Consider the following 23,810-nt stretch of genomic DNA (forward strand, 5'->3'; position numbering starts at 1 on the left):
GGGCGGCCATCCGGCCACCCCGCTCTCGTCGTCTGCGGAGCCGCTTCGACGCATGCCGTGCGGCGTATGCGGGCCGGGTTAGCCTGAGGACAGCGATCGGCATCCGCCCTTGGCTTCCACAGCTCAAGGGCTCCCGATCGACAGGAGAGCATCATCTCTCTCACCCGAACCGCCTCCCCCGCCTCCACCCTCGGCCCCGTCCGCCAGACCTACGCGGGCACCGCCGAATTCCCCCCGATGACACGGGCGTACCGCGACGTGCAGCAGGTGGTGAAGGAGACCGGGCTGCTGCAGCGCACCCCCGTGTTCTACTCGCTCGTCGGCGGCGCCCTGCTGCTGGCCCTCGCCGGGTGCGTCACCGGCTTCCTGCTGCTCGGCGACAGCTGGTTCCAGCTGCTCATCGCGGCGGCGCTCGGCATCGTCTTCACGCAGATCGCGTTCCTCGCGCACGAGGCAGCGCACCGGCAGATCCTGTCGTCCGGTCCCGCGAACTTCCGCCTCGCGCGCATCCTCGCCGGGATCGTCGGCATGAGCTACCACTGGTGGGACTCGAAGCACACCCGCCACCACGGCAACCCGAACCAGGTCGGCCGTGACCCCGACATCGAGGTCGACACGATCTCCTTCCTCGAGACCGATGCCGCGCAGTCCCGCGGCCTCGTGCGGCTGATCACCCGCAAGCAGGGCTGGCTGTTCTTCCCGCTGCTCACGCTCGAGGGCCTCAACCTGCACTACATCGGCCTCAAGCACCTGCTCACCCGCAAGAACGTGAAGGGCCGCTGGATCGAGCTGTCGCTCATCGTCGCCCGGTTCGCGATCATCCTGATCCCGGTGTTCCTGATGCTGCCGCTCGGGATGGCGTTCGCGTTCCTCGGGGTGCAGCTCGCGGTGTTCGGCGTGTACATGGGCGCGTCGTTCGCCCCCAACCACAAGGGCATGCCGATCATCGCGCCCGACGCCAAGCTCGACTTCTTCTCCAAGCAGGTGCGCACCTCGCGCAACATCCACGGCGGCCGCTGGGTCACCTGGCTCATGGGCGGCCTGAACCACCAGGTCGAGCACCACCTGTTCCCCAACATGTCGCGCCTGCACCTGGCGAAGGCGCGGGAGATCGTGCGCGACTACTGCGCCGCCAACGGCATCGCGTACACCGAGACGAGCCTCGTGCGCTCCTACGCGATCGTGATCGACTACCTCAACCGGGTGGGGCTCGCCGCGCGCGACCCGTTCGACTGCCCCGCCGCCGCGCAGCTGCGCCGCGCCTGACCGCCGCCGGCCGACCGGGGGCGCCCTCGCGGCGCGGGAGAATGGACTCCATGTCCGCGCGTTCTCCCCAGCGACTGCTCTCCTCGGTCCGCCGGCTGCTGCACACCGACCCGTCGAGCGTCGCGCACACCGAGGCCCTGCCCGTCATCGACGAGCGCACCGTGCCGCGCGTGCTCGACCTCGCGACCCGCATCGGCGAGTCGATGTTCGCGGTGGGGGCGTCCGCGCACGAGGTGACCCTCGCGATCACCCGCGTGTGCGAGGCCTACGGGCTCAAGGGCGTCCAGGTCGACGTCACCTACAACTCGATCACGGTGTCGTTCCACCTCAGCGGGGAGGTTTGGCCGGAGACCCTGGTGCGCGTGGTGCGGGTCGCCGCCCCCGACCACGCCAAGCTGCAGCGCGTGCAGGCCCTGGTCGCCGACATCGACGCCGGGCTCGACCTGGAGTCCGCCCGCACCGCCTTCCGCGTGATCCGGCGGATGCCGTTCCGCTACCAGCAGCCGGTCGTGATCGTGGCCCGTGCGCTGCTCGCGGTGGGCGTGAGCATCATGCTGGGCGCCTCCCCGATCATCGTCGGGCTCACGTTCGTCGCGGCCCTGTGCGCCGCGCTCACCCAGGCCGGGCTCGCGCGGCTGCGGGTGCCTCTGTTCTTCAGCCAGATCGCGGGCGGGTTCGTGACGACGGTCGTCGCGGTCGCGGTGTCCGCGCTGGGCAGCGCCGGCGTCGAGCCCTTCGTGGGCATCCGGCCGTCGATCATCGTCGCGTCCGGCATCGTGCTCATGCTTGCCGGACTCACCGTGGTCGGTGCCGCGCAGGACGCGATCGACGGTTTCGCGCTCACCGCGGGCGGTCGCATCCTCGACCTCACGATGCAGACCCTCGGGGTCGTGATCGGCATCCTCGTCGGGCTGGAGCTGGGCGGCGTGCTCGGCTTCACGATGGGGCTGCCCGACGACCCCGCCCCGTTCGGGCCGCTGCTGAACCAGTTCGCCGGTGCCGTCATCATCGCGGTCGCCGTGGCGGTGTTCAACGGCGCGGGACTGCGGATCATCCTGGTGAGCGCGCTGCTGAGCGCCCTGACGCTCGCCGGGTACGCGGGCACCGTGGCGCTGCACCTCCACCCCGCGGCGGCGAGCGCGGTCGGCGCGCTGCTGGCGAGCTTCGTCGGCATGCTGATCGCGCACAACCTGCACGTGCCCTCGGTCGCGGTGACGACGGCCGCGATCGTGCCGCTCGTGCCCGGGGTCGCGGTGTTCCAGGGGCTGCTGGAGATGGTGCACGCGGCGGGCACCTCCGCCGGGATGCTCGCCACGGGCGGCTCGCTCATCGACGCCGCGGTGATCGGCATTGCGCTCGCCTCCGGCGCCTCCCTCGGCCTCTACCTCGGCACCCCCGTGCGGGCGACCCTCGCGGGCGTCGCGAAGACCAGGGCGCGCGTGCGGCGCTGACGCGGGCGCGGCGGCTCAGCGCGGGCGAGGGGTCGCGTGCGGCGCTGACGCGGGCGCGGCGGCTCAGGTCGCGCGAGGGGTCGCGGTGAGGTCGAGCGCCCACTCGTTCACGGTGAGGTCGGCCCCGCGGAACCGCTCGGTCGCCACGCCCACGAGCTCAAACCCGCCGCGGCGGCACACCGCGTTGGAGGCCGGGTTGTCGACCGCGGGGAACGCGAGCAGCAGCCTCCGGCCCTCGTGGTGCTCGCGCGCCTCCGCGACGAGGAGGGACAGCGCCCGCGCGGCGACCCTCCGCCCCTGCGCCGCGGGCAGCACGAACCACCCGGTCTCCCATGAGGGGCCCGCGCTTCCCTCGACCTTCCACCGCCCGATCGAGCCGAGCGGCGTACCGCTCTCGTCGACGATCGCGAACATCCGCGCCTCGCCGTCGCGCTGCAGCCGGAGGTACCGCTCGTGACGCGCCAGGATCTCCGCCTCGCTCTCCGGTCCGTTGAGATGCGCGGTCATCTCCGGGGTGTTGGCGGCGTGCAGCAGCGGCAGGTCGGCGGGCGACCACGGCCGCAGGGCGAGGGTGTCCATGCGGGGAGTCTGCCGTCGACCTCCGACATCCGCGACCGATGTCGGAGGTCGCGCCTACCGTCTCCCGCATGCCAGATCCCGTGCCGACGTGGTGGGCGAGACGCCAGTTCTCGCGCGGTGCCGCCGTGCCCTACGCGGTGGGCACCTACCGGTCGGCGTGGTCGGCGTATCCCGAGCTCGTCCGCCAGTACCACCCGGAGCTGAACCACGGCATCGCGCTGTCGCAGGTGCCGCTGGCCGCCGACGTGCTGCTGTGCTGGGAGTGTCCGCTCGGGCACCGGTTCGCGGCCACCCCGACCGAGCAGCGCGAACGACCGGGGCGCGTGCGGCGGCGTTCGTCGTGGTGTCCGGAGTGCTCCGCGCTCGCCCGCCCGCAGCCGGTGGTGCTGGGCGAGGCTCGCGCGCTGCCCGCCCGCCCGAAGAAGCCCGCCCCCGCGCTGTGCACGAAGACCCCCGACCTGCCGAAGGGCACCCCGTTCCTCAGCGCGTGCGCGCCGAAGCCCGCGTCGGCGGCCGAGGCGAAGCTGCGCGCGATGCTGCGCGACCGGCTGGAGTTCACCGATGGCCTCAACGCGATCAAGGTCGTGCTGCCGTTCTTCCGGCACACCGAGGTGTGGCCCGACATCCTGCTGCCCGAGCTGCGGGTCGCGATCGAGTACGACTCCGTCGGCCGTCACGGGCTCGAGCACGTCGGCAAGCGCGAGGAGGCCGACCGCCGCAAGGACCGCGCGGTGCGGGGCGCCGGCTGGGAGGTCGTGCGGCTGCGCACCGGTCCGCTCGAACCCCTCGGCCCGTACGACGTGCAGCTCACGGGGCTCGGCCGGGCGGCGATCGATCGGCTCGTCGAGCGGCTCCGCGAGATCCGGGGCCCGCTCCTCGTCGACCCGTATCTGCGCGCGTGAGCGCCGCGCTCCCCCGGCGACGTCCCGCGCTTGGTAGCCTGACGACCACCCCGCCCCCACCCCGAAAGGCCGCCCCGATGCTCGGCGAGACCGTCACCCTGAACGCCGAGCGCGGCGTCACGCTCACCTGCTACGTGCAGCCCGTCGACGGCGAGTTCGCCGGGGTCACGGCCCGCCCGGCCGTGCTGATCCTCCCCGGCGGCGGCTACCAGTACTGCAGCGACCGGGAGGCGGATCCCGTCGCCTACCCGTTCCTCGCGGCGGGGTATCAGGCGTTCGTGCTGCGCTATTCGGTCGGCGATCAGGGAGCCTGGCCGCGCCCGCTCGACGACTACGAGCAGGCGATGGCACAGCTCACGGCGAACGCCGAGGCGTGGCACCTCGACCCGACGAAGATCGCCGTCATCGGGTTCTCCGCCGGCGGGCACCTCGCGGCGGTCGCGGCGACCATGGCCGAGCACCGGCCCGCCGCCGCGATCCTCGGCTACCCGGTGATCCTGCCGGAGATCGCCGACCGCTGCCGACCGGGCATGCCCTACCCGGCGGAGCACGTCACGGCCGACACCGCCCCCACCTTCCTCTTCCACACGCGCGACGACGACGTGACGGTCGTGGAGAACACGCTCGCCTTCGCCTCCGCGCTGGCCGGAGCCGGAGTGCCCTTCGAGGCCCACGTCTACTCGTACGGTGCCCACGGTTTCTCGACCGGGGCGGCGCACCTGAACCCGCGCCCCCTCACGCCGCGCGCCCGGAGCTGGGTTCCCGAGAGCATCGCGTGGCTCGACGAGACCCTCGGTGCCCTCACCGCCTCCGGCATCGGCGAGCCGCGGCTGTCGTCCGATGGAGCGACGGGCGGACGCACACCCGCGTGATTCCGGGACTGGCCGAACGGTCGAGTCCGCAATTCCTCCGGGATGTTGAACCGCACGCCACCCGCGCGCTTGACTCGGCGTCATGACACACAGCGCCAAGCAGGACTTCGGTGACTTCGTCGCCGAGCACCGCCGCGGGACGGCGGCGGTCCGGCAGCTGAACGTGCACGTCGATCCTCGGCGAGCCCGCCCCCCTCCCGGCCGATCTGTCGCGCTGGCAGTCCGACACGATCGACGCGAACGTGCTGTTCCTCGTGGTCGCGGGGCTGGTGGTGGTGAGCGCCGCGCTGGGCGTCACCTCCGTGGTCCAGGCGCGCATCACGCGGGCCGAGGCCAGGGCGCTGCGCACGCCATCGGGCCGGGTCTGACGCGGAACTACTCGGATGCGGACCCCCGGGCGGAGGGTGCCGTCCGTCCGCCCGCGGACTCGTCCGGCGGTGTCGCCTCGACCGCAGCGTCCGCGGGGTCGGCGGGGATCTCCCGCACCCGGCGCAGCGCCGAGAGCAGGACGTAGCCGAGCTGCGCGGCGAACACCCCGGCGCACAGCACGATGCACGCCTCGACTCCCACCCCGGCGGCGACCACGGCCCCGAGCGCCGCGCCGACCGGGCGGGCCCCGTACGTGGCGACGACCAGCACCGACGACACCCGGCCGATCATCGACACCGGCGTCACCGCCTGACGCAGCGACGTCGTGCCGATGGTCCACAGCACCGGCCCGAGCCCGAACAGCAGATACGCCGCGAACGCGAACGCCGGCGCCGGCACCGGCACCGGCACCGGCACCGGCACCCACAGCGTCGCAGCCATCAGGAGTGCGGCGGCGAACCCGCCGAGCGGCCCCAGCATCGTCAGGGCGCCGAGCGCGAACCGTCGCGACAGCACCGGGGCGAGCAGCGCGCCGATGACCATGCCGCCGCCGTACACGGCCATCGCGGCACCGACCGTCGCGGGGGTCATGCCGAGGCGGTCGAGCGCGTAGACCACGAACACGGACTGCAGCAGGAACCATCCCACGTTGAACACGAAGGAGGTCACGATCATCGGCCGCAGCAGCGCATGCGAGAACGCGAAGCGCAGTCCCTCGCCGATGTCGCGCCAGGGTGTCATGCGGGGTGCGGCCACGCGGGCGGGGATGTCGGTGCGCGCGAGCACGACCAGCGCGGCCAGGCAGGCGACGCTCGCCACGACGAACGCGGTGTCGGCGCCGCCCAGCGACACGATGGCACCGGCGACCGCCGGCCCCCCGATGAACGCCGCACTGCGCCCGAGCTCCAGCCACCGGTTCGCGTCGACCAGGCGATCGCGCGAGACGGTGCGCGGAACGGCGGCGGGCACGGCGACGCTGATGCCCATGGTGCCCACGGCTCCCGCGAAACCGAGGGCCAGCAACGACTCGAAGCGCAGGGCGTCGAGGGCGAGGAGGACGATCACCGCCACGAGCGTGCTCGCGCGCAGCGCCTCGGACAGCAGGAGGAGCCGGCGCGGAGACGAACGGTCGACGAGGAGCCCGAACGGGATGGCGAGCAGCAGGAACGGGAGGGTCTGCGCGACCTGGAGCAGCGCCGTGCTCGCGGCGTCGGCGCCCAGCAGCAGCACGGCTGCGAGCGGGACGGCCACCAGGGCGATCTGCTCGGCGAACTGCGTGAGGACGCTCGACCAGGACAGTCGCGTGAACGCCGGAGGCAGCGGAGGGCGGGGGGCTCGCGGGTGCATCCCCTCAGCCCAGCAGCCCGCCGCCCGAGGTTCTGGCGGGTATCGGACGCGGCATTCCCCACGGCGGCCGCGGATAGGTTGGGAGTCCCACCCGGAAGGACACCCATGACCCCCGTCGTCACCGCCCTCGACCATGTCCAGCTGCCCGCGAAGAACCTGGACGAGGCCATCGGCTGGTACTCGGACGTGCTCGGTTTCCGCGTGCTCACGCACTACGGGACCTACGCCATGCTGCGCCTGGACCCCGGCCTCGACCTCATGCTCTGGGAGGCGGCGGAGTACACGCCGATGCGGGTCACCGTGGACGGCGAGACGAAGCCGGCCCTCTTCCTCAAGACGGAGCGCTTCGACGACCTGGCCGCGCGGCTGCGGGCGTCCGACACGCAGATCGCCAGCATCGAGGACCTGGGCTTCGCGCGGTTCCTGAAGTTCTCCGACCCCAGCGACAACTTCCTGGGCGCGATCGCGTTCGCGGGGGAACCCGCCAACGCGGGTTAGAGCAGCGTGGACGACTACTGGAATCACAACACCGCCTACCACCGGGAACTCGTCGCCGCCGTGCGCCAGGGGGCCCGAGTGCTCGACGTCGGCTGCGGCGACGGGCTCCTCCTTCAGAAGCTCGCGGGAAGGGCGAGCCAGGTCACGGGCATCGACCCCGACGCCGCGGCGCTCTCCCGAGCGAGGGAGCGGTTCCCGCAGTCCTCGCCCGTGCGCCTTATCCACGGTGACCTGTTGAGCTCACCCGACCTGGAGGGGCAGCGGTTCGATCTCGTCACCTGCGTGGCCACGCTGCATCACCTGCCGCTGATCCCGGCACTCGAACGCCTGCGCGACCTGCTCGCTCCGGGAGGACAGCTCCGCATCGTCGGCCTGTCGGCAAACGCGAGCGTCCTCGACTGGGCGATCTCCGGGGCGTTGCTGCTCCCGATCCGGGTCATGAGCGGGGTGCACCGTGAGTCCGGCTATCCGGACATGACGACCGCACGACCGTCCGAATCCCTCACGCACATCCGCGACGCCGCTGCCACGATCCTCCCGGGCAGCCGGGTGCGACGACGGTTCTACTACCGCTACAGCCTCACGTGGACGAAACCGGCGTGAGTTCGAGCCCCGGCGAGTGAGCGCAACCCGCTTGCGCGATCTTGCAAGGACTTGCGTACACTGAGCGCATGTCGAAGCGTCTGGCAGAGGTGGCCCGCAAGGTCGGCGTGAGCGAGGCGACGGTCAGCCGCGTGCTCAACGACAAGCCCGGCGTCTCGGACGCCACCCGGCAGGCCGTGCTCACGGCGCTGGACGTGCTGGGCTACGAGCGGCCCACGAAGCTGCGCGGCGAGCGGGCGCGCCTTGTCGGTCTCGTGCTGCCGGAGCTGCAGAACCCGATCTTCCCCGCGTTCGCCGAGATCGTCGGCGGGGCGCTCACCCAGAACGGCTACACGCCCCTGCTCTGCACGCAGAACGCCGGCGGGGTCACCGAGTCCGACTACGTGGACCTGCTGCTCGCCCAGCAGGTCTCGGGCGTGGTGTTCCTCGGCGGCAACTACACCCAGGCCGATGCCGCCCACCAGCACTACGAGCGGCTGCGGGCGGTGAACCTGCCGACCGTGCTCGTGAACGCGCGCGTGCCGGAGCTGCCGTTCCCCACCGTCTCCACCGACGACGTCGCGGCCGCGGAGCAGGCCGTGCTCCACGTGCATCAGCTCGGGCACCGGCGCATCGGTCTGCTGCTCGGGCCGGACGACCACATCCCCTCGCGCCGCAAGCTCGACGCCGCCCGCCGACTGCTCGACCAGCTCGGCTCTCCGCTCAGCGACGAGCTCGTGGCGCGCGGCCTCTACTCGCTCGAGTCGGGCCAGGCGGGAGCCGCGCGACTGTTCGCCGCCGGAGCCACGGCCCTGGTGTGCGCGAGCGACCCGATGGCGCTCGGGGCCGTGCGTGCCGCCCGCCGCGCCGGGCTGTCCGTGCCGGGCGACGTGAGCGTGGTCGGCTTCGACGACTCGGCGCTGATGAGCTGCACCGAGCCGCCGCTGACCACCGTGCGCCAGCCGATCGAGTCGATGGGCCGGGCCGTGATCGAGCTGCTGCTCGCGCAGATCGCGGGCACGCCGCAGGCCGCCGACGAGCTGCTGTTCGAGCCCGAGCTCGTGCTGCGCGCCTCCACCGGTCCGCTGCACTGAATCGGCGGCGTTCCGCCGCTCCTCCCCCGCGGGCTCCCCCGGGGGCTTTCGCACGTGCTCAAATCCTTTCTGTTTTTCATTCTTTTGTTTGATTCTTGCGTCGATCTCTTCGGAAAGCTACATTCAACTCATCACCGTCGATGAGGAGACCCGTGGACACCGACGTTCTGCGCAGCACCGCCCCCGCTTCCCGGCCCGTCCCCCCGACGGACGAGGGCTGGTGGCGCACCGCGGTGATCTACCAGATCTACGTGCGCAGCTTCGCCGACGGGAACGGCGACGGCGTCGGCGACCTCGCCGGCGTCCGCTCCCGCCTCGGGTATCTGAAGAGCCTCGGCGTTGACGCCCTCTGGTTCACCCCCTGGTACCGCAGCCCCCTCGCCGACGGCGGCTACGACGTGCAGGACTACCGCGCCATCGACCCGCGCTTCGGCACCCTGGAGGAGGCCGAGCTGCTGATCGCCGAGGCACTGGAGCTCGGCATCCGCACCATCGTCGACATCGTGCCCAACCACATCTCCGACCGCCACGAGTGGTTCCGGCAGGCACTGGCCGCCGGCCCCGGCAGCCCGGAGCGGGAACGGTTCTGGTTCCACCCCGGCCGCGGCGCCGACGGTTCCGGCATCCCCACCAACTGGGTGTCGAGCTTCCAGGGCGAGACCTGGACGCGCACGCGCAACGCCGACGGCACACCGGGCGAGTGGTACCTGCACCTGTTCACGCCGCAGCAGCCCGACCTCAACTGGAACCACCCCGACGTGCGCCGCGAGCACGAGGAGGTGCTGCGCTTCTGGCTCGACCGCGGCGTCGCCGGTGTGCGCATCGACTCCGCCGCCCTGCCGGTGAAGGACCCCGCGCTGCCCGACCTGCCCGCAGGCTCCGCCCCCGCGGAGGACCACCCGCACATCGACCGCGACGAGCTGCACGACATCTACCGCGAGTGGCGGGCCGTGGCCGACGACTACGCCGGAGAGCGCGTGCTCGTCGGCGAGGTGTGGCTCGACGACGCCGAGCGCTTCGCGCGGTACCTGCGACCCGGCGAGATGCACACGGCGTTCAACTTCGGGTTCATGACCCAGCCCTGGGACGCCGCGGCCATGCGCGCCTCCATCACCCGCACCCTCGCCGAACACGCACCGGTCGGCGCCCCCGCCACCTGGGTGCTGTCGAACCACGACGTCACGCGCCCCGTCACCCGCTACGGGCAGGCCGACTCGTCGTTCGCGTTCGAGCGCAAGCGCTTCGGCACCGCGACCGACACCGCGCGCGGGCTGCGGCGAGCGCGCGCCGCAGCCCTCCTCGTGGCGGCGCTGCCCGGCAGCCTGTACGTGTACCAGGGCGACGAGCTGGGGCTGCCCGAGGTGGAGCTGCCGCTCGACGCGATCGAAGACCCGATGCACTTCCGGTCGCACGGCGTCGACCCCGGCCGCGACGGGTGCCGGGTGCCGCTGCCGTGGGCGGGCGACGCGAGCCCGTACGGGTTCGGCGGTGCCCCGTGGCTGCCGCAGCCCGCCGACTGGGCCGGGCTCACGGTCGACGCGCAGGAGCTCGACCCCGCGTCCACCCTGCACCTCTACCGCGCGGCCATCCGGCTGCGCCGCGAGGTGCGCGACCTGGCGAACGGCGAGCTGTCGTGGCTCGAGCTCGGGTCCGACGTGCTCGCGTTCCGCCGCGGCGACGACACCGTCAGCATCACCAACCTCGGTGCGACGCCGATCCCGCTCCCCGCCCACCACGCGGTGCTGCTGTCCAGCACGCCGCTCGACGGCACCCTGCCGGCCGACGCCACCGCGTGGCTCACGCTGCGCCCGGCGCGCACCGGTCGCGCGCCCCACTGACCCGCACCACCCGATCCGCATCACATGGAAGGACAGACGATGAAGTCACCGAAGAAGGCCCTGGTCGCCGGGATCGCCGTGCTCGCCACGGCGGGCGCACTGGCCGGATGCTCCGCGAATGACACCGGTTCCGGCTCCGACGGCAGGCTCGAGCTGCGCGTCGCGACGTTCCCGCCCGGCGCCGACGCCGCCGCGTACGACGCGTTCGCCGCCCAGGAGAAGCAGTTCGAGAAGGAGCACCCCGACATCGACATCATCGGTGTCGAGTACGAGTGGGAGGGCCCGACGTTCGCCGTGCAGCTCGCGGGCGGCAGCCTCCCCGATGTGTTCACCGTGCCGTTCACCGACTCCAAGACGCTGCTGGAGAACGGCCAGCTCATGGACGTGACCGACGCGATCGACGAGCTCGGGTACACCGACAAGTTCAACCCGATCATCCTCGAGGGCGTCACGGGCGACGACGGCAAGATCTACGGCTTCCCCCGCCAGGCCTACGCCGCCGCGCTGCACTACAACCGCGACCTGTTCGAGCAGGCCGGACTCGACCCCGACGACCCGCCGCAGACGTGGGACGAGATCCGCGAGGCCGCCAAGGCCATCACCGACGCCACCGGTAAGGCCGGCTACGCGCAGATGGCGATCAACAACACCGGCGGCTGGCAGCTCACCTCGCAGACCGTCGCGCGCGGCGGCCGCACGCAGACCGACAACGGCGACGGCACCGCCGAGTCCACGATCGACAACGACGCCACCAAGGCCGCCCTCCAGTTCCTCCACGACGTGAAGTGGGAGGACGGGTCGTTCGGCTCCAAGGTCGACCTCGACTGGGGCACCATCAACCAGGAGTTCGCCGCGGGCAACATCGGCATGTACACCTCGGGCTCCGACATCTACACCGCCCTCGTGCGCGACTTCGGCATGGACTCGGAGATCTACGGCATGACGGTCGTGCCGATGGAGGGCGACGACCCCGGCACGCTCGGCGGCGGCGACATCGCGGTGATCAGCCCCACGGTCGACGACGCCACCAAGGACGCCGCTGTCACCTGGATCGACTGGTACTACATGCAGAAGCTGATGGACGAGGACGCGGCCGTGCAGGACGCGAAGACCCTCGACGAGTCGGGGCAGGCCGTGGGCACCCCGCTGCTGCCGGTGCTCAGCCGTGAGCTGTACGACGAGTCGCAGGTGTGGATCGCGGACTACATCAACGTTCCGGTCGACCAGATGAAGCCGTTCAGCGACCGCATCTGGGACCAGACGCCCGTGGGCGAGCCGAAGGTGAAGACCCAGGAGGTCTACGCGCTGCTCGACGCGGTGGTGCAGACCGTGCTCACCCAGCAGGACGCCGACATCGACGCCCTGCTCGCCCAGGCGCAGACCGACGCCCAGGCGAAGCTCGACGAGTAACGCTCCATGACGATGACGCTTCCCGAGCAGCGGGCGGCGGCGGACACCCCTCCGCCGCCCGCTGTGCGCCCGACCCGTCGCCGCTCGCCGCTCACGTGGCTGCGCGGCGGCGGGCTCGCGAACCTCGTGTTCGTGCTGCCGATGCTGTTCGTGTTCGTGTTCTTCTCGTGGTCGCCGATCGTGCAGTCCGTGATCATGAGCCTGCAGAAGACGAACCTGATCGTCTCCGAGTGGGTCGGGTTCGACAACTACCTCGCGGTGATCGGCGACCCGGAGCTCGGGCGCGCCGTGCTCAACACGCTCTGGTTCGCGGTGCTCGCGCTGCTGTTCGGCTTCCCGCTGCCGCTGCTGATGGCGGTGCTGATGAGCGAGGTGCGCCGCGGCAAGGGCATCTACTCCGCCCTCGCCTACCTCCCCGTCGTGATCCCGCCCGTCGTCGCGGTGCTGCTGTGGAAGTTCTTCTACAGCGCCGACCCGTCCGGCGTGTTCAACACCGTGCTCGGGTGGGTGGGCATCCCGCCGCAGCCGTGGATCCAGGACGCGGTGCAGGCGATGCCGTCTCTCGTGCTGGAGGCCACCTGGGCCGGGGCCGGCGGATCGATCATCATCTACCTGGCCGCGCTGCTCGGCGTGCCGCCTGAGCTGTACGACGCGGCAGAGGTCGACGGTGCCGGCATCGCGAAGAAGGTGTGGCACGTCACGCTGCCGCAGCTGCGCGGCATCCTCTTCATCATGCTGATCCTGCAGGTGATCGCCACCGCGCAGGTGTTCCTCGAGCCGTTCCTGTTCACGGGCGGCGGGCCGGCGGGCGCGACCAAGACCGTGCTCCTCTACATCTACGACAAGGCGTTCCGGAACAGCCTCGGCGGCGACTACGGCGAGGCCACAGCGGTCTCGGTGCTGCTGGCGATCGTGCTGGCCGTCCTGTCCTGGCTCTACTTCCGACTGACCGACCGCTGGAGCACGACGTGAGCCTCACCACCCGCCTGTCCTCCCGCGCCGCGGAACGAGCGGCCGCCCGAGCCGCCGACGCCGTGGGCGACCGCACCGTGATCTCCGCCTCCGAGCGTCGGCGCCCCGGCATCCGCGTCGGCCTCACCCTCACGCACGTGTTCCTCGCGGTGGGTCTCGTGGTGGCCGGTCTCGGGCCGATCCTGTGGCTCGCGAAGTCCGCCGTGACCCCCACCCAGGACACCCTTCAGCAGCCGTTCGCGCTGTGGCCGAACGGCATCGACTGGGCGAACCTGGAGACCGCGTGGAACGACATCCACATCGACCAGTACTTCCTGAACACGGTGGTGATCGCGCTCGGCGCGTGGTTCGTGCAGCTGTTCGTCGCGACCACGGCCGGGTACGCACTGTCGGTGCTGCGACCCCGCTACGCGCCGATCCTGAACGCGCTCGTGCTGGCGACGCTGTTCATCCCCGGGATCGTGCTGCTGGTGCCGCTGTACCTGACGATCGTGAACCCGCCGCTGCCCGGCGACGTGAACCTGCTCAACAACTACCTCGCGGTGTGGCTGCCGATGGGGGCGAACGCGTTCAACATCCTGCTGGTGAAGCGCTTCTTCGACTCGCTGCCGCGCGAGGTGTTCGAGGCGGCACGCACCGACGGTGCCGGGCCGTTCCGGCTGTTCTGGTCGATCGTGCTGCCGATGTCGAAGCCCATCCTCGGCGTGGTGTCGGTGTTCGCGATCATCGCGGCGTGGAAGGACTACCTGTGGCCGATGCTGGTGCTGCCCGACCCCGCGGTGCAGCCGCTGTCGGTGCGGCTCCCGGCGGTGCAGTCGCAGACCGAGCTCGACGTGTTCCTCGCGGCCCTGGCGATCGCGACGCTCATCCCGATCGCGATGTTCCTGCTGTTCCAGTCGGTGTTCCTGCGCTCGGCGGGACTGGGCGGCGCGGTCAAGGGCTGACCGCGCCCCCGACGGGGCCGCCGCCGCGATCGTCGCTCAGTGGCCGTGTGCGAGCTGCTGCACGACCACGACGAGAGCGCCGAGCCCCACGAGGATCCCCATCGCGATCAGCTGCTTCCATCCGCTCAGGCCCGTGCGGCGGACCGCGACGTAGCCGATGACTCCCAGGATCGCCAGGTACACCACCGACGCGATGGTGAGCGCGGTCTGCAGCTCGATCCAGCCCAGCACCGCCGCCAGCAGGACGAGCAGCGGGATCGCGGCCGAGCCGATGGCCGTGCCGGTGAGCCGGAGCAGCTCCGTCAGCTCAGCCCCGCGCGGGAAGCGGCCGTGGGTCGCGAGGTGCGCGATCAGGTCGGCCGCGAACCCGGCGAGGGCGATCGCCACGATGCCGACCAGCAGGGTGACCGTGGCCCGCGCGGCGCTGGTGTGCTCCGCGTTCGCGTTCTGCACGAGCACGATGGCGAGCCCGGTGAAGGTGGCGTACACGCGCTCCTTGAGCGCGGCCCGCTCGACGGCCTCGTCGCGCGGCGGCCGAGAGGGGGCGGGTTCCGGCGAGCTCATGTGCGGGATGCTACCAACACGGGACGGCGTTCAGGCGGCCTGGGTGGCCTCGGGCTCAGGCGAGGAAGGAGCCGAGCGCGTCGAGGAGCCCGCGCGTCCCGGCCTCGCGCCCTGGTCCGTCGTCCCAGAACCGGTCGAGGAAGACGCCGTGCTCGGTGTGGGTGAAGCGCGTGCCGAGGTCGACCGCCGCGAACTCCAGGGACGCGACCGAGGTCGACATGTGCTCCCCGTCCAGCCACATGTCGTACGCGGTGACGATCCGCACCCGGTCGACGATGTCGGTGTAGGTGGCTACGTACCGCGACACGGGTCCGTCGTGGAACCGCCCCTCGTGGACGTCGCGCCCGCCGACACGGAAGTCGAACGCCCACTCCCGCTCCTCGATGGCGTCCGCGTCGCCCCACCATCCGCGTTTCTGGTCCTCGTCCGCGAAGGCAGCCCACACCCGGTCGAGCGGAGCGGGGTAGTCGCGGGTGAGGGTGAATCCGGAGTGTGCGAGCCGGTGCTCCGTCGTCATCGCGGTGTCCTATCGCGTCAGGGTGACGTGGACGACGCCGCTCTCGGCCGCTTCCGTCGTCACGGTGTAGGTGTTCTCGAAGCCGGCCAGGTCGTCCCACAGGCGGTATCCGCGGCCGAGGAAGAGCGGCGCGACCAGGAGGTGCAGGTCGTCGACGAGTCCCGCGCGCAGGAACGCCTGCGCCGTGCGGTACCCGCCGCCGATGCGCACGTCGAGGTCGCCCGCGGCGTCGGACGCCTCGGCGAGCACGTCCTCGATCGCGGCATCGCGGAAGTGGAACGTGGTGCCGCCGTCCATCGGGATCGACGGGCGGGGCGCGGTGCGGGTGAGCACGTAGACGGGCGTGCCGAACGGCGGGGTGTCGCCCCACCATCCCTTCCAGTCGGGGTCGTCGGGGTGGGAGTGGAGGCCGAACATCCCCGCGCCCATGATCTCGGCGCCGACGCCCTGGAAGAACGCGCGGGCGTAGCGGTCGTCGACACCGGTGGTTCCGGCGCCGCTGGTGTCGCCGAAGATCTTCTCGCGGAACGTGCGGGTGCCCGCGTAGGCCGCGGTGAGGCGCCCCCAGTCCTCCCCCATGGGGCTGTCGGGTGTGAGGTCGGAGGGCGTGTAGCCGTCCAGGGAGGCGAACAGGTCCATGCGGACGCGGGTCATGTCAGTGCTCCTTCGGGGCGGTGCGGGCGAGGTGGATGCCCAGCCGGTCGGCCCTGTGCTCGGCCGGTGTGCGCTGCTGGCCGAGCCAGAGGTGGAGCACGTCGAGGCCGCCGGGGCGCAGGGTGACCGTGCGGACCCTGCCCTGCTTCTCCGACGTGATCACCCCCGCGGCCTCCAGGACTCCGAGGTGCTGCAGCAGCGAGGGCAGCGTCATCGTGAACGGCGCCGCGAGCTCCGAGACGATGGCGGGCGATGAGGCGAGCCTCTCGACGATCGCCCGGCGCGTGGGGTCCGCGAGGGCGCGGAGCACGGCGTCGAGGTCGTCGGGATACTTAGGCATATACCTAAGTATTAGGCGGGGTGCCTCTCCCGTCAAGACCCTTCGCCGACGCCGAGGGAGGCGAGCGCCTCGTCCACGACCTTCGCCGGGACACCGATGGCGGTGTGGCCGTCTTCGATGTCCCACAGCGTGTTCTGCAGCAGCCGCGCGCGCGTCCACGCGGAGGCACGGCGGCGATCCAGGTCGAGCATCTCGGTCAGGATGTCGAAGCGGCGGCGCACGAGACCCACGGCGTCGGCCGCCCCGCCGGCACTCCACCGGCTGTCCAGGGCGGGCCAGAGGTCGAATCCGGGATCACCCACGAGCGGCTCGGGGTCGATCGCCAGCCACGGTGCACGGTCGGCGGCGAGCACGTTGCCGTCGTGCAGGTCCCAGTGCAGGAGGCGATCTCCGGGCTCGGGCTGCACCTCCGCGACGGTGCGCACCCACCGGTCGAGCCGCGTGCGGTCGTCGCCGTCGAGCACCCGCGCCGCGGCCGGCGCCGCCTCGATCATCTCCGCCGCGACCACCCCGAGGCGCGGAAGCCCCTCCGAGGCGGGTGCGCGATGCAGTTGCGACAGCAGCTCGCCGATCACCCGGACGACCTCGTCGTCGTCGTCGATCGCGGCGAGAGGTCGCTCGGCATCCAGACGCTCGAGCAGCATGGCACCCCGGGTTTCGTCGCTGTCCAGAAGGCGGACGGCACCCCGTCCGTCCCAGCGGGTGAGACCGAGGATCGCCGCCGTGGTCTCGGCACGCGGCACCTGCAGCTTCAGCGCGGCCGGGGCGCCCTCCTCGTCGCGCACCGGCACGACGAGGCCCGCCTCCCCCGCCCGCACCTCGCCGTCGGGTCGCAGCACCCACCGCTGGAAGAGCTCGCGCGCGACCGCGGGGACGGCGCTCACCCACTCCCTGGTCGCGGCGTCGCCAGCCTCGAACCGCTCGCGGATCGGACGCGGAAGAGCGAGTCGGTCCTCGTTGGTCATGCTCGCCAGTCCATCACAGCGCGGTCGGCACGTCGCGTCGATCCCGGTCCGCGGACCCCTGGGCCTCCTCCGGGATCCGTCGCCGCAGCACGACCCCCGCGACGACGAGCGCGACGCCGAGGACGCCCGCGATCGCGAGGGCTCCGACCGCGAGCCCGTCGCGGAGTGCGACCCGCTCGTCGGCGCCGGCAGCGACGAGCGTCGACGTGACCGCCCCGCTGAGAGACGCGACGACCGCCGTCCAGACCGCACCGCCGATCATCCCGGTCGAGTTGGCGAGCCCCGACACCACGCCGACCTGGTCCGGCGCGGCGCCGGACATCGCGAGGCCCATGATCGGCGGGAGCACGGTTCCGATGCCGAGGCCCAGCAGGAGCAGCGGAACGAGCACGTCCGCGAGGTAGCCCCCGTCGACGGGCACGTGCGAGAGCAGCAGCGCACCCGCCAGGAAGACCAGGAGTCCCAGGACGAGCGCGATCCGCTCGCCGAAGCGCGCCGTGACGAACGGGGCGAGGAGGATCGAGGCGATCGCGGTGACGACCGTCAGCGGAACGAACGACAGCGCCATCTGCATCGGGGCGTATCCGAGCACCTGCTGCAGAAGCAGGGTCGCGAGGAAGAAGGAGCCGTAGAGGGCGCCGGTGACCAGGAACTGCACGACGTTCGCTCCCGCGACGTCGCGATCCTTCAGGATGCGCAGGGCGAGCAGTGGCACCCGCGCGGTGCGCTGCCGCACGACGAACGCGATCAGCAGGACGACGGCGACGCCGAGGGCAACGAGGGTCTGGCCGCCCCAGCCGAGGTGCTCGGCCGTGATGACGCCGTAGGCCAGCAGCGACACCGCCGACACGAGCAGACCGGCACCGAGGATGTCGAGTCCGGCGGTCAGACCGGGGCCGCGACCGCGGGGCAGCAGACGCCAACCGACGACGAGGCTGAGCAGTCCGATCGGGAGGTTGATGAAGAACAGCCACTGCCAGCTGGTCAGCTGCATCAGCACCCCGCCCACGAGGAGCCCGAGCGCACCGCCCCCGGCGAACGTGAAGCTGTAGAACGCGATGGCCCGCGTCTGTTCCCGCTGGTCGGTGAACATGGTCACGATCAGGGCCAGGGTGACCGCGGTGATCATCGCAGCGCCGCCGCCCTGGGCGAAGCGCGAGATCACGAGCATCGTGGCGTTCGACGACAGCCCCGCCGACACCGAGGCGACGGTGAAGACGGACACGCCGATCAGCAGCACGCGCCGATGCCCGATCAGGTCGCCGAGGCGTCCGGCGAAGATCAGCAGACCGCCGTACGCGAGGAGGTAGGCGTTGATCACCCAGGACACCCCGGCCTGGGTGAACCCGAGTTCGCGCTGCATCACCGGCAGCGCGACGTTGACGATGGTCTCGTCGAGGACCGTCATCAGGGTGCCGATGCAGAGGACGCTGAGCGCCGTCCAGCGGGCGCGGGCGGAATTCATGGTGGTGGCCCTTCGATAGGGAAGTGTGGTGGTCAGACAGTAGCAGATGATCTATTTCTAGACGATATAAGTGCGATGCTATTCTGTCGACATGATCGCGCGCACGGTGAGCGACCTCGTGGTGCAGCTGCAGCTGCTGACCCGGTCGATCGAACAGCAGGCCACCGCGCAGTTGGAGACGCAGGACACCACGCTGCGCACGGTGAGCGTCCTCCTCTGCGCCGCAGCCGGCGAGAAGACGCAGAAGGAACTCGCGGAACTGGCCTGCCTCGACAAGTCGACGATGGTGAACACCCTCGATGCCCTCGAACGCGCGGGACTGGCCGAGCGGCGCGTCCTGGCGGAGGACCGCCGTGTGCGGATCGTGGAGGTCACCGACCGAGGGCACGCGATCGTGTCGTCCACCGCCGGCGCCCTCGACGACCTCTATTCGTCGCTGCTCGACCGCCTCCCGGAAGAGGACAGGGAGCCCTTCCTGCGCTCCCTGTCCCGGCTCACGCAGGCCCCGTCGCCTCAGCCGGCGGACGCCGTCGCAGGCTGACGGGCCGGTCGCGTGGCCCTGACCATCGCGTATCCCCACGTCGCGAGACCGAGCAGCGGACCCCAGAGCCAGAACGGGAACATGAGCAGCAGATAACCGGTCTCACCGATCGATCCCGTCCCCTCGACCGCGAACTGCAGCCCGGCAGCCGTGAACAGGACGCTCACGACGCTCGCGGGGATGATGGCCAGCGCGGGCGGGACCCGTCGCCCTCCGAGGCCGGCGAGGCTGCGCGGGAACCGGAGACCCCACGGACGGATGAGGCCCAGCGTGAGCACACCGCCCGCCAGCATCCCCGCACCGAGCACGAGACCCACCACCCGGACGGTGGGCTCTGCGGCGAAGAGTTCCGCGCTCCCCCCGAAGAGCGGCCACGGCGTCAGCCAGCTTGCCCGCGCGACGACATAGGGCAGGGCGCAGGCCGCCGCGGCGACCGTGAGCGACCGGCGGTGTCGGAGCACCGCGATGGCCAGCCGCCCGCGGGCACCAGCGGCCTCGCCGATGGTCCAGATCAAGAGACCGGCGGACGCGACGACGTGGGCGAGCGGGACGGCGGCGCCCGGGAGCATCGCACCGAGTGCCTCCGCGACCCGGGGCACGAGCTCGCCCGATCCGGTCGCGAGCGCCGCCGCGGCGACACCGATCAGCCCAGCCCCGAGCAGAAGCCCTCTCCAGGGACGGCGAAGCGCCACCAGCACCACCAGGGCGACGATTCCCCCGACCACGCTCACCGCGAAGGCGTACCCCGCAGCCGGGATGATGCCGCCGGGCGTCGTCAGTGCGAGCAGCAGCGCGGCGACCAGCGCCGCCGTGCGGACGAGCCACGGAGGAACACTGCGGAACACCGCCCTGGCGACCAGCGCACCGACCGAGAGGACGAGCGCGGCCAGCGCACCGATGAGCGAGAGGGCGCGTTCGACCCCGGCGCCGAGGTGGCCCGCGAGACTGGAGGGCAGCGGATCGATGCCCGGGACGACCATCGTCGCCAGGGTGAAGGCGGCGACGGCCAGGGCGCCGGCGGCCACGGCGACGAGAGTGCAGAGGGTGACGGGGCGACTCAGAGGTGACATGCCTCCACGCTAGGAATCCGCGGATCCCCCGACCTCGCCCGCAGGAGGCGTCACCCTCACCCGTCCGGGTGATCCTTCCGGGCCCGCCCGGTCACCCGCGCGGACGCAACAGCCCGTTCTCGTACGCCCAGATGACGACGTGCACGCGGTCGGGCACGTCGAGCTTGGCGAGCACCGCCTTGACGTGCGTCTTCACGGTGTTCGCCGACAGGAAGAGCCGACGCGCGATGTCGTCGTTCGAGGCGCCGGTGGCCAGCGCGCGCGCCACCTCCCGCTCCCGCGGGCTGAGCTGTGCCAGCACCTCGGCCGGATCGACCGTCGGTGCCCCGTCACGCACGAACCCCAGCAGCGCCGCCGTCGCGCGCGGCGACAGCACGGACCCCTCCTCGGCCACCGTGACCGCGGCGTCGGCGAGCGCCTGCGGTGTCGCATCCTTCGTGAGGAAGCCGCTCGCGCCCTCGCGGATCGCGGCGTACACGTACTCGTCGAGGTCGAACGTGGTGAGGATCAGCACGCGGAGGCGGGGACGGATGCGCAGGATCTCGCGCGTCGCGGCGATCCCGTCCATCCCGGGCATGCGGATGTCCATCAGGACCACGTCGACGGCGTGGGCGCGGACGTGCTCGACGGCGGCCTCGCCCGACGCGACGGCGACGACCTCCGCGATGCGCGCGTCCCGTTCGAGGGTCAGCGCGATCGCGGTGCGCAGCAGCTCCTGGTCGTCCACGAGCAACACCCGCACACTCATGCCGCGCTCCGCGTCACAGGGAGGTCGACCTGCACGCACCAGCCCGCGGGACTCCGGGGTCGTGCGGTGAGCGTGCCACCCGCCAGCCGCACGCGTTCGGCGATCCCGATCAGCCCGATGCCGCTGCCGAGGTCGGACTCGGCAGGACCAGTGCCGCCGTCGTCGGTCACCGTCGCCCGCAGCCGGCCGGGGAGCCAGCGGAGGCGCACGTCGATCACGACCGGGGCCGACGTGTGCCGCAGGGCGTTGGTGAGCGCCTCCCGCACGGCGTGATGCAGCGCGAGGGCGGCGTCGGCGCGCAGCGGACCCCGCTCGCCCGACTCCTCGAGCAGCGCCCGCACCGACGGAGTGCGCACGCTCTCCACGAGGGCCGCGAGGGAGTCGACCGTGGGCAGCGGTTCACGCGGCGCCTCCGGTGCCACGGTCGACCGCATGCTGCGCAGCGCCTCCCGGCCGGTGTCGACGACGATCGCGAGGGAGGCGTCGCTGCGGGCGGGATCGTCGTCGCGCGTCAGCCGAGCGACCTCCGCCTGGGCGATCATGACGGTCACGGCGTGGGCGACGACGTCGTGCAGGTCCCGGCTGATGCGGGCGCGCTCATCCGTGATCGCACGCGCGACGCGGGCCGTGGCGCGCTCCTCCGTCTGATCCCTGCGCACGCGGACGACGAGGCCGAGCGCCCAGGCGGCCGCGATCGCGCCGCAGAGGCCGACGAACGTGCCGAGCCGGAAGTCGCCGAGGTGCGGTTCGACCACCGCGATGAGGGCAGCGCCGCCGATGCCGCCCGCCAGCGCGAGCATCGGGAACGGCCGACGCGAGCGCGCGGCCACCTGGCCGACCACCAGCAGGTAGGCCGCGGCCGAGGGCAGGAAGGCGGTGGGGACGGCGGCGGTCGGCGACAGGAGGACGAGGACGAGCATGACCGCGTCGGCGGCGGCGAGGGCGGCGAGGGGATGACGGATCGCGACGAAGGTCGCGGCATGCACGAGCAGGCAGAGGGTGACGACGATGGCGAACGCGAACGGCTCGGGGCGGAACGCCGGGTCGCCCAGCACGGCGAGGCTCGATGGCAGCAGCACGATTGCGGCGATCACGGCGACGAGGAGGTCCACGCGCACCCAGGCGCGCCCCGTCGACTCGACCGCCCCGGTGTCCGACCTCATCGTCCTCATGCTTCCACCCCGCGGGCTCGCGCGGCTCACCCGGACGGGTGAGTTCCGCGGTCTCCGCCGTCGTGCCCACCCGGTGTCGCGGCGGATGGGCGGAACCCGCGGAGGGCCGCGTCCAGCGCCCCGCGCATCGCGGTGCGCCTCCCCTCACCGTCGACGCCGCGGAGAGCGGCGTCGATTCCGGCGCCCTCGACCGCTCCCAGCGCCGCTCCCACCATCGGCGCGACGTCGGCGGCGCCCGCGTCGGTGCGCGCCGAGATCTCCCGGGTGAGCGCGCGCGCCAGCGCCAGGAGCTGAGTGGCGAGGGCGCGCGGGAACTCGCCGCGAGCTCCGAGGGCCGCGCGGATCGATGCCTGCCGAGCGAGCGCCTCGTCGGTGGTGGAGGCGTCGATGAGCACTCGCAGGGCCTCCTGCACGCGGTCGGCGGCGTGCGGTGAGGCACTGTCGTGGGCGGCGCCCAGGGCGAGCGCCGTGAAGTCGTGCACGTGGGCGAAGAGCACGTCCTCCTTCGCGGGGAAGTGCACGTAGAAGGTGCGCTCCGAGACGTTCGCGTGGCGCGCGATCTGGGCGACCGTCGTGGCGTCGTACCCCTGGGCGTGGAAGAGCTCGGACGCGCTGGCCAGCACGGCCTGTCTGGTCCGCCGGCGTCGGGCCTCGTGCCCGTTCTCGTGCGCCTCTCGCATGGGTCGAGCCTAGCGTCGCCCCGCCATAAGTTTGCAGATCTGCAATCTTTCGTCCATGCTGTGATCATGGATGCCGACCCCCGCCTGTACGTGGTCACCGGAGCGGACTCCGGCCTCGGCCGCGCCGTCGCCGACCGGCTCTCCGCTCAGGGCCGGGTGATCTCGTGCGGCATCGGCGACACGGTCGACGTCCGTGCCGACCTGGCGACGCCCGAGGGCCGCGCGCGGCTGCGCATCGAGGTCGACGCGCGCAGCGGCGGCCGCGTGGACGGCGTCGTCGCGGCGGCCGGCATCGGCGCACCGCGGGTGGAGACCGTGGCCCTCAACTACTTCGGCGCCGTCGCCGTCCTGGAGGACCTGCGGCCGCTTCTCGCCCGGTCAGCCGCCCCCGCCGCCGCCGTCGTGTCCTCGTCGTCGACGCTGAACCGCGGGAGCGGGGCACTGGTGCGGGCGTGCCTGCGGGGCGATGAGGCGACCGCGCGGCGCGTGGCCGCAAGGCTCATCCGCACGCGCCGCGGCAGCCAGCTCTACCGCTCCAGCAAGATCGCTCTCAACCAGTGGATCCGGACCGCCTCCGTGCGGCCGGAGTGGGCGGGTCGCGGCATTGTCGTGAACGCGGTCGCACCGGGGATCATCGCCACGGAACTGGTGATGCGGAACTGGGAGCGCGAGCGGCGCCTGCTGGAGACGGCGCTGCCGCAGCCGCTGGGGGCACCGGGGCCGGTCGCATCCGTCGCCGCCCTGCTCGCCCATGCCGTGTCCGCCGAGAACCGCTTTCTGACCGGCCAGGTCATCTACTGTGACGGCGGGACCGATGCCCTGACGCGGGGCACCCGACCGCAGCGGATCTTCCTGCGCTACCGCCCCCGCGAGATCCGCACACTGCTGCGGGAGTCGCGCCGGCTCAGCGCGCCGCCGTCGCCGACCCGCCCGGACCCCGCTCGGGGGGCGGGCAGCTGAAAGGATGTGT

The 23,810-nt window shown here is 72.1% G+C and carries 26 protein-coding genes; 14 read left to right on the plus strand and 12 right to left on the minus strand.

Going from position 1 to position 23,810, the window contains the following annotated elements:
- Nucleotides 1-237: 237 nt before the first annotated feature.
- Both KZC56_RS01940 and KZC56_RS01945 read left to right on the plus strand, forming a co-directional pair.
- A complete protein-coding gene (locus tag KZC56_RS01940) occupies nt 238-1,266 on the plus strand; it encodes a fatty acid desaturase family protein (protein WP_136034775.1) in 1,029 nt (342 codons plus the stop codon).
- Between the two features lie 50 nt (nt 1,267-1,316).
- Nucleotides 1,317-2,717, plus strand: a complete 1,401-nt coding sequence (locus tag KZC56_RS01945) for a threonine/serine exporter family protein (RefSeq protein WP_136036643.1) — start codon at nt 1,317-1,319, stop codon at nt 2,715-2,717.
- 63 nt (nt 2,718-2,780) lie between these two features.
- On the opposite strand, the gene KZC56_RS01950 is transcribed toward KZC56_RS01945, so the two are convergent.
- A complete protein-coding gene (locus KZC56_RS01950) occupies nt 2,781-3,296 on the minus strand; it encodes a GNAT family N-acetyltransferase (RefSeq protein WP_247637728.1) in 516 nt (171 codons plus the stop codon).
- Between the two features lie 68 nt (nt 3,297-3,364).
- On the opposite strand from KZC56_RS01950, the gene KZC56_RS01955 reads away from it, so the two are divergent.
- The 3 genes from KZC56_RS01955 to KZC56_RS17615 all read left to right on the plus strand — a co-directional run bounded on the left by KZC56_RS01955 (nt 3,365) and on the right by KZC56_RS17615 (nt 5,438).
- Nucleotides 3,365-4,198: a zinc-ribbon domain-containing protein gene (locus tag KZC56_RS01955; protein WP_247637729.1), complete on the plus strand. Its 834-nt coding sequence runs from the start codon at nt 3,365-3,367 to the stop codon at nt 4,196-4,198.
- A gap of 77 nt (nt 4,199-4,275) precedes the next feature.
- Nucleotides 4,276-5,070 carry an alpha/beta hydrolase gene (locus tag KZC56_RS01960; RefSeq protein WP_136035505.1) on the plus strand — a complete coding sequence of 265 codons (795 nt, stop codon included), beginning with the start codon at nt 4,276-4,278 and terminating at the stop codon, nt 5,068-5,070.
- A 242-nt stretch (nt 5,071-5,312) separates the two neighbouring features.
- On the plus strand, nt 5,313-5,438 hold the full coding sequence (locus KZC56_RS17615) for a hypothetical protein (RefSeq protein ID WP_281733184.1): 126 nt from the start codon (nt 5,313-5,315) through the stop codon (nt 5,436-5,438).
- A 7-nt stretch (nt 5,439-5,445) separates the two neighbouring features.
- Here KZC56_RS17615 and KZC56_RS01965 read toward each other — a convergent pair whose 3' ends face one another.
- Nucleotides 5,446-6,786 (minus strand): MFS transporter, encoded by a 1,341-nt coding sequence (locus tag KZC56_RS01965; protein WP_247637730.1) that lies wholly within the window; start codon nt 6,784-6,786, stop codon nt 5,446-5,448.
- Nucleotides 6,787-6,891: 105 nt separating this feature from the next.
- Here KZC56_RS01965 and KZC56_RS01970 point away from each other — a divergent pair, with 105 nt between their 5' ends.
- The 7 genes from KZC56_RS01970 (at nt 6,892) to KZC56_RS02000 (ending at nt 14,124) form a co-directional block, all read left to right on the plus strand.
- Nucleotides 6,892-7,284, plus strand: a complete 393-nt coding sequence (locus KZC56_RS01970; RefSeq protein ID WP_247637731.1) for a VOC family protein — start codon at nt 6,892-6,894, stop codon at nt 7,282-7,284.
- 6 nt (nt 7,285-7,290) lie between these two features.
- Nucleotides 7,291-7,887, plus strand: coding sequence for a class I SAM-dependent methyltransferase (locus KZC56_RS01975; RefSeq protein WP_247637732.1), 597 nt, complete (start codon nt 7,291-7,293; stop codon nt 7,885-7,887).
- Nucleotides 7,888-7,955: 68 nt separating this feature from the next.
- Nucleotides 7,956-8,960 (plus strand): LacI family DNA-binding transcriptional regulator, encoded by a 1,005-nt coding sequence (locus tag KZC56_RS01980; protein WP_136035510.1) that lies wholly within the window; start codon nt 7,956-7,958, stop codon nt 8,958-8,960.
- Between the two features lie 140 nt (nt 8,961-9,100).
- Nucleotides 9,101-10,798, plus strand: a complete 1,698-nt coding sequence (locus tag KZC56_RS01985; RefSeq protein ID WP_372490537.1) for a glycoside hydrolase family 13 protein — start codon at nt 9,101-9,103, stop codon at nt 10,796-10,798.
- Between the two features lie 39 nt (nt 10,799-10,837).
- Nucleotides 10,838-12,208 (plus strand): ABC transporter substrate-binding protein, encoded by a 1,371-nt coding sequence (locus tag KZC56_RS01990; RefSeq protein WP_247637734.1) that lies wholly within the window; start codon nt 10,838-10,840, stop codon nt 12,206-12,208.
- 6 nt (nt 12,209-12,214) lie between these two features.
- Nucleotides 12,215-13,180, plus strand: a complete 966-nt coding sequence (locus tag KZC56_RS01995) for a carbohydrate ABC transporter permease (protein ID WP_205812595.1) — start codon at nt 12,215-12,217, stop codon at nt 13,178-13,180.
- Nucleotides 13,177-14,124: a carbohydrate ABC transporter permease gene (locus tag KZC56_RS02000; protein ID WP_206252735.1), complete on the plus strand. Its 948-nt coding sequence runs from the start codon at nt 13,177-13,179 to the stop codon at nt 14,122-14,124. Before KZC56_RS01995 ends, KZC56_RS02000 begins: the two co-directional genes overlap by 4 nt.
- A gap of 36 nt (nt 14,125-14,160) precedes the next feature.
- Here the strand turns inward: KZC56_RS02000 and KZC56_RS02005 are convergent, their stop codons facing one another.
- From KZC56_RS02005 to KZC56_RS02030, 6 genes are read right to left on the minus strand one after another with little or no spacing between them, the layout of a single operon-like run.
- Nucleotides 14,161-14,688, minus strand: a complete 528-nt coding sequence (locus tag KZC56_RS02005; RefSeq protein ID WP_206252734.1) for a hypothetical protein — start codon at nt 14,686-14,688, stop codon at nt 14,161-14,163.
- 55 nt (nt 14,689-14,743) lie between these two features.
- The gene (locus tag KZC56_RS02010) at nt 14,744-15,205 is read right to left on the minus strand and encodes an SRPBCC domain-containing protein (RefSeq protein WP_247637735.1); all 462 of its coding nucleotides are present in this window, start codon (nt 15,203-15,205) and stop codon (nt 14,744-14,746) included.
- 9 nt (nt 15,206-15,214) lie between these two features.
- Nucleotides 15,215-15,859 carry a dihydrofolate reductase family protein gene (locus KZC56_RS02015; RefSeq protein ID WP_247637736.1) on the minus strand — a complete coding sequence of 215 codons (645 nt, stop codon included), beginning with the start codon at nt 15,857-15,859 and terminating at the stop codon, nt 15,215-15,217.
- 1 nt (nt 15,860) lies between these two features.
- Nucleotides 15,861-16,199 (minus strand): ArsR/SmtB family transcription factor, encoded by a 339-nt coding sequence (locus KZC56_RS02020; RefSeq protein WP_136035516.1) that lies wholly within the window; start codon nt 16,197-16,199, stop codon nt 15,861-15,863.
- Nucleotides 16,200-16,231: 32 nt separating this feature from the next.
- Nucleotides 16,232-17,164 (minus strand): aminoglycoside phosphotransferase family protein, encoded by a 933-nt coding sequence (locus tag KZC56_RS02025; protein ID WP_247637737.1) that lies wholly within the window; start codon nt 17,162-17,164, stop codon nt 16,232-16,234.
- A 13-nt stretch (nt 17,165-17,177) separates the two neighbouring features.
- Entirely contained in the window at nt 17,178-18,629 is a 1,452-nt protein-coding gene (locus KZC56_RS02030; protein ID WP_247637738.1) for a DHA2 family efflux MFS transporter permease subunit, read from the minus strand.
- Between the two features lie 91 nt (nt 18,630-18,720).
- Between KZC56_RS02030 and KZC56_RS02035 the strand changes: the two genes are divergently transcribed.
- Nucleotides 18,721-19,170, plus strand: a complete 450-nt coding sequence (locus KZC56_RS02035; RefSeq protein WP_136034738.1) for a MarR family winged helix-turn-helix transcriptional regulator — start codon at nt 18,721-18,723, stop codon at nt 19,168-19,170.
- On the opposite strand, the gene KZC56_RS02040 is transcribed toward KZC56_RS02035, so the two are convergent.
- From KZC56_RS02040 to KZC56_RS02055, 4 genes are all read right to left on the minus strand, one after another.
- Nucleotides 19,143-20,240: a hypothetical protein gene (locus tag KZC56_RS02040; protein ID WP_247637739.1), complete on the minus strand. Its 1,098-nt coding sequence runs from the start codon at nt 20,238-20,240 to the stop codon at nt 19,143-19,145. The two genes, KZC56_RS02035 and KZC56_RS02040, sit on opposite strands and share 28 nt — an antisense overlap.
- 91 nt (nt 20,241-20,331) lie before the next feature.
- The gene (locus KZC56_RS02045) at nt 20,332-20,988 is read right to left on the minus strand and encodes a response regulator transcription factor (RefSeq protein ID WP_247637740.1); all 657 of its coding nucleotides are present in this window, start codon (nt 20,986-20,988) and stop codon (nt 20,332-20,334) included.
- Nucleotides 20,985-22,151, minus strand: a complete 1,167-nt coding sequence (locus tag KZC56_RS02050) for a sensor histidine kinase (protein WP_247637741.1) — start codon at nt 22,149-22,151, stop codon at nt 20,985-20,987. The genes KZC56_RS02045 and KZC56_RS02050 overlap by 4 nt, the downstream gene beginning before the upstream one ends.
- A 35-nt stretch (nt 22,152-22,186) precedes the next feature.
- Nucleotides 22,187-22,840: a TetR/AcrR family transcriptional regulator gene (locus KZC56_RS02055; protein WP_136035523.1), complete on the minus strand. Its 654-nt coding sequence runs from the start codon at nt 22,838-22,840 to the stop codon at nt 22,187-22,189.
- A 66-nt stretch (nt 22,841-22,906) separates the two neighbouring features.
- Between KZC56_RS02055 and KZC56_RS02060 the strand changes: the two genes are divergently transcribed.
- On the plus strand, nt 22,907-23,800 hold the full coding sequence (locus KZC56_RS02060; RefSeq protein ID WP_247637742.1) for an SDR family oxidoreductase: 894 nt from the start codon (nt 22,907-22,909) through the stop codon (nt 23,798-23,800).
- The last annotated feature ends 10 nt before the right edge of the window (nt 23,801-23,810 follow it).

This window comes from Microbacterium sufflavum (assembly GCF_023091155.1).
Taxonomy (GTDB): domain Bacteria; phylum Actinomycetota; class Actinomycetes; order Actinomycetales; family Microbacteriaceae; genus Microbacterium; species Microbacterium sufflavum.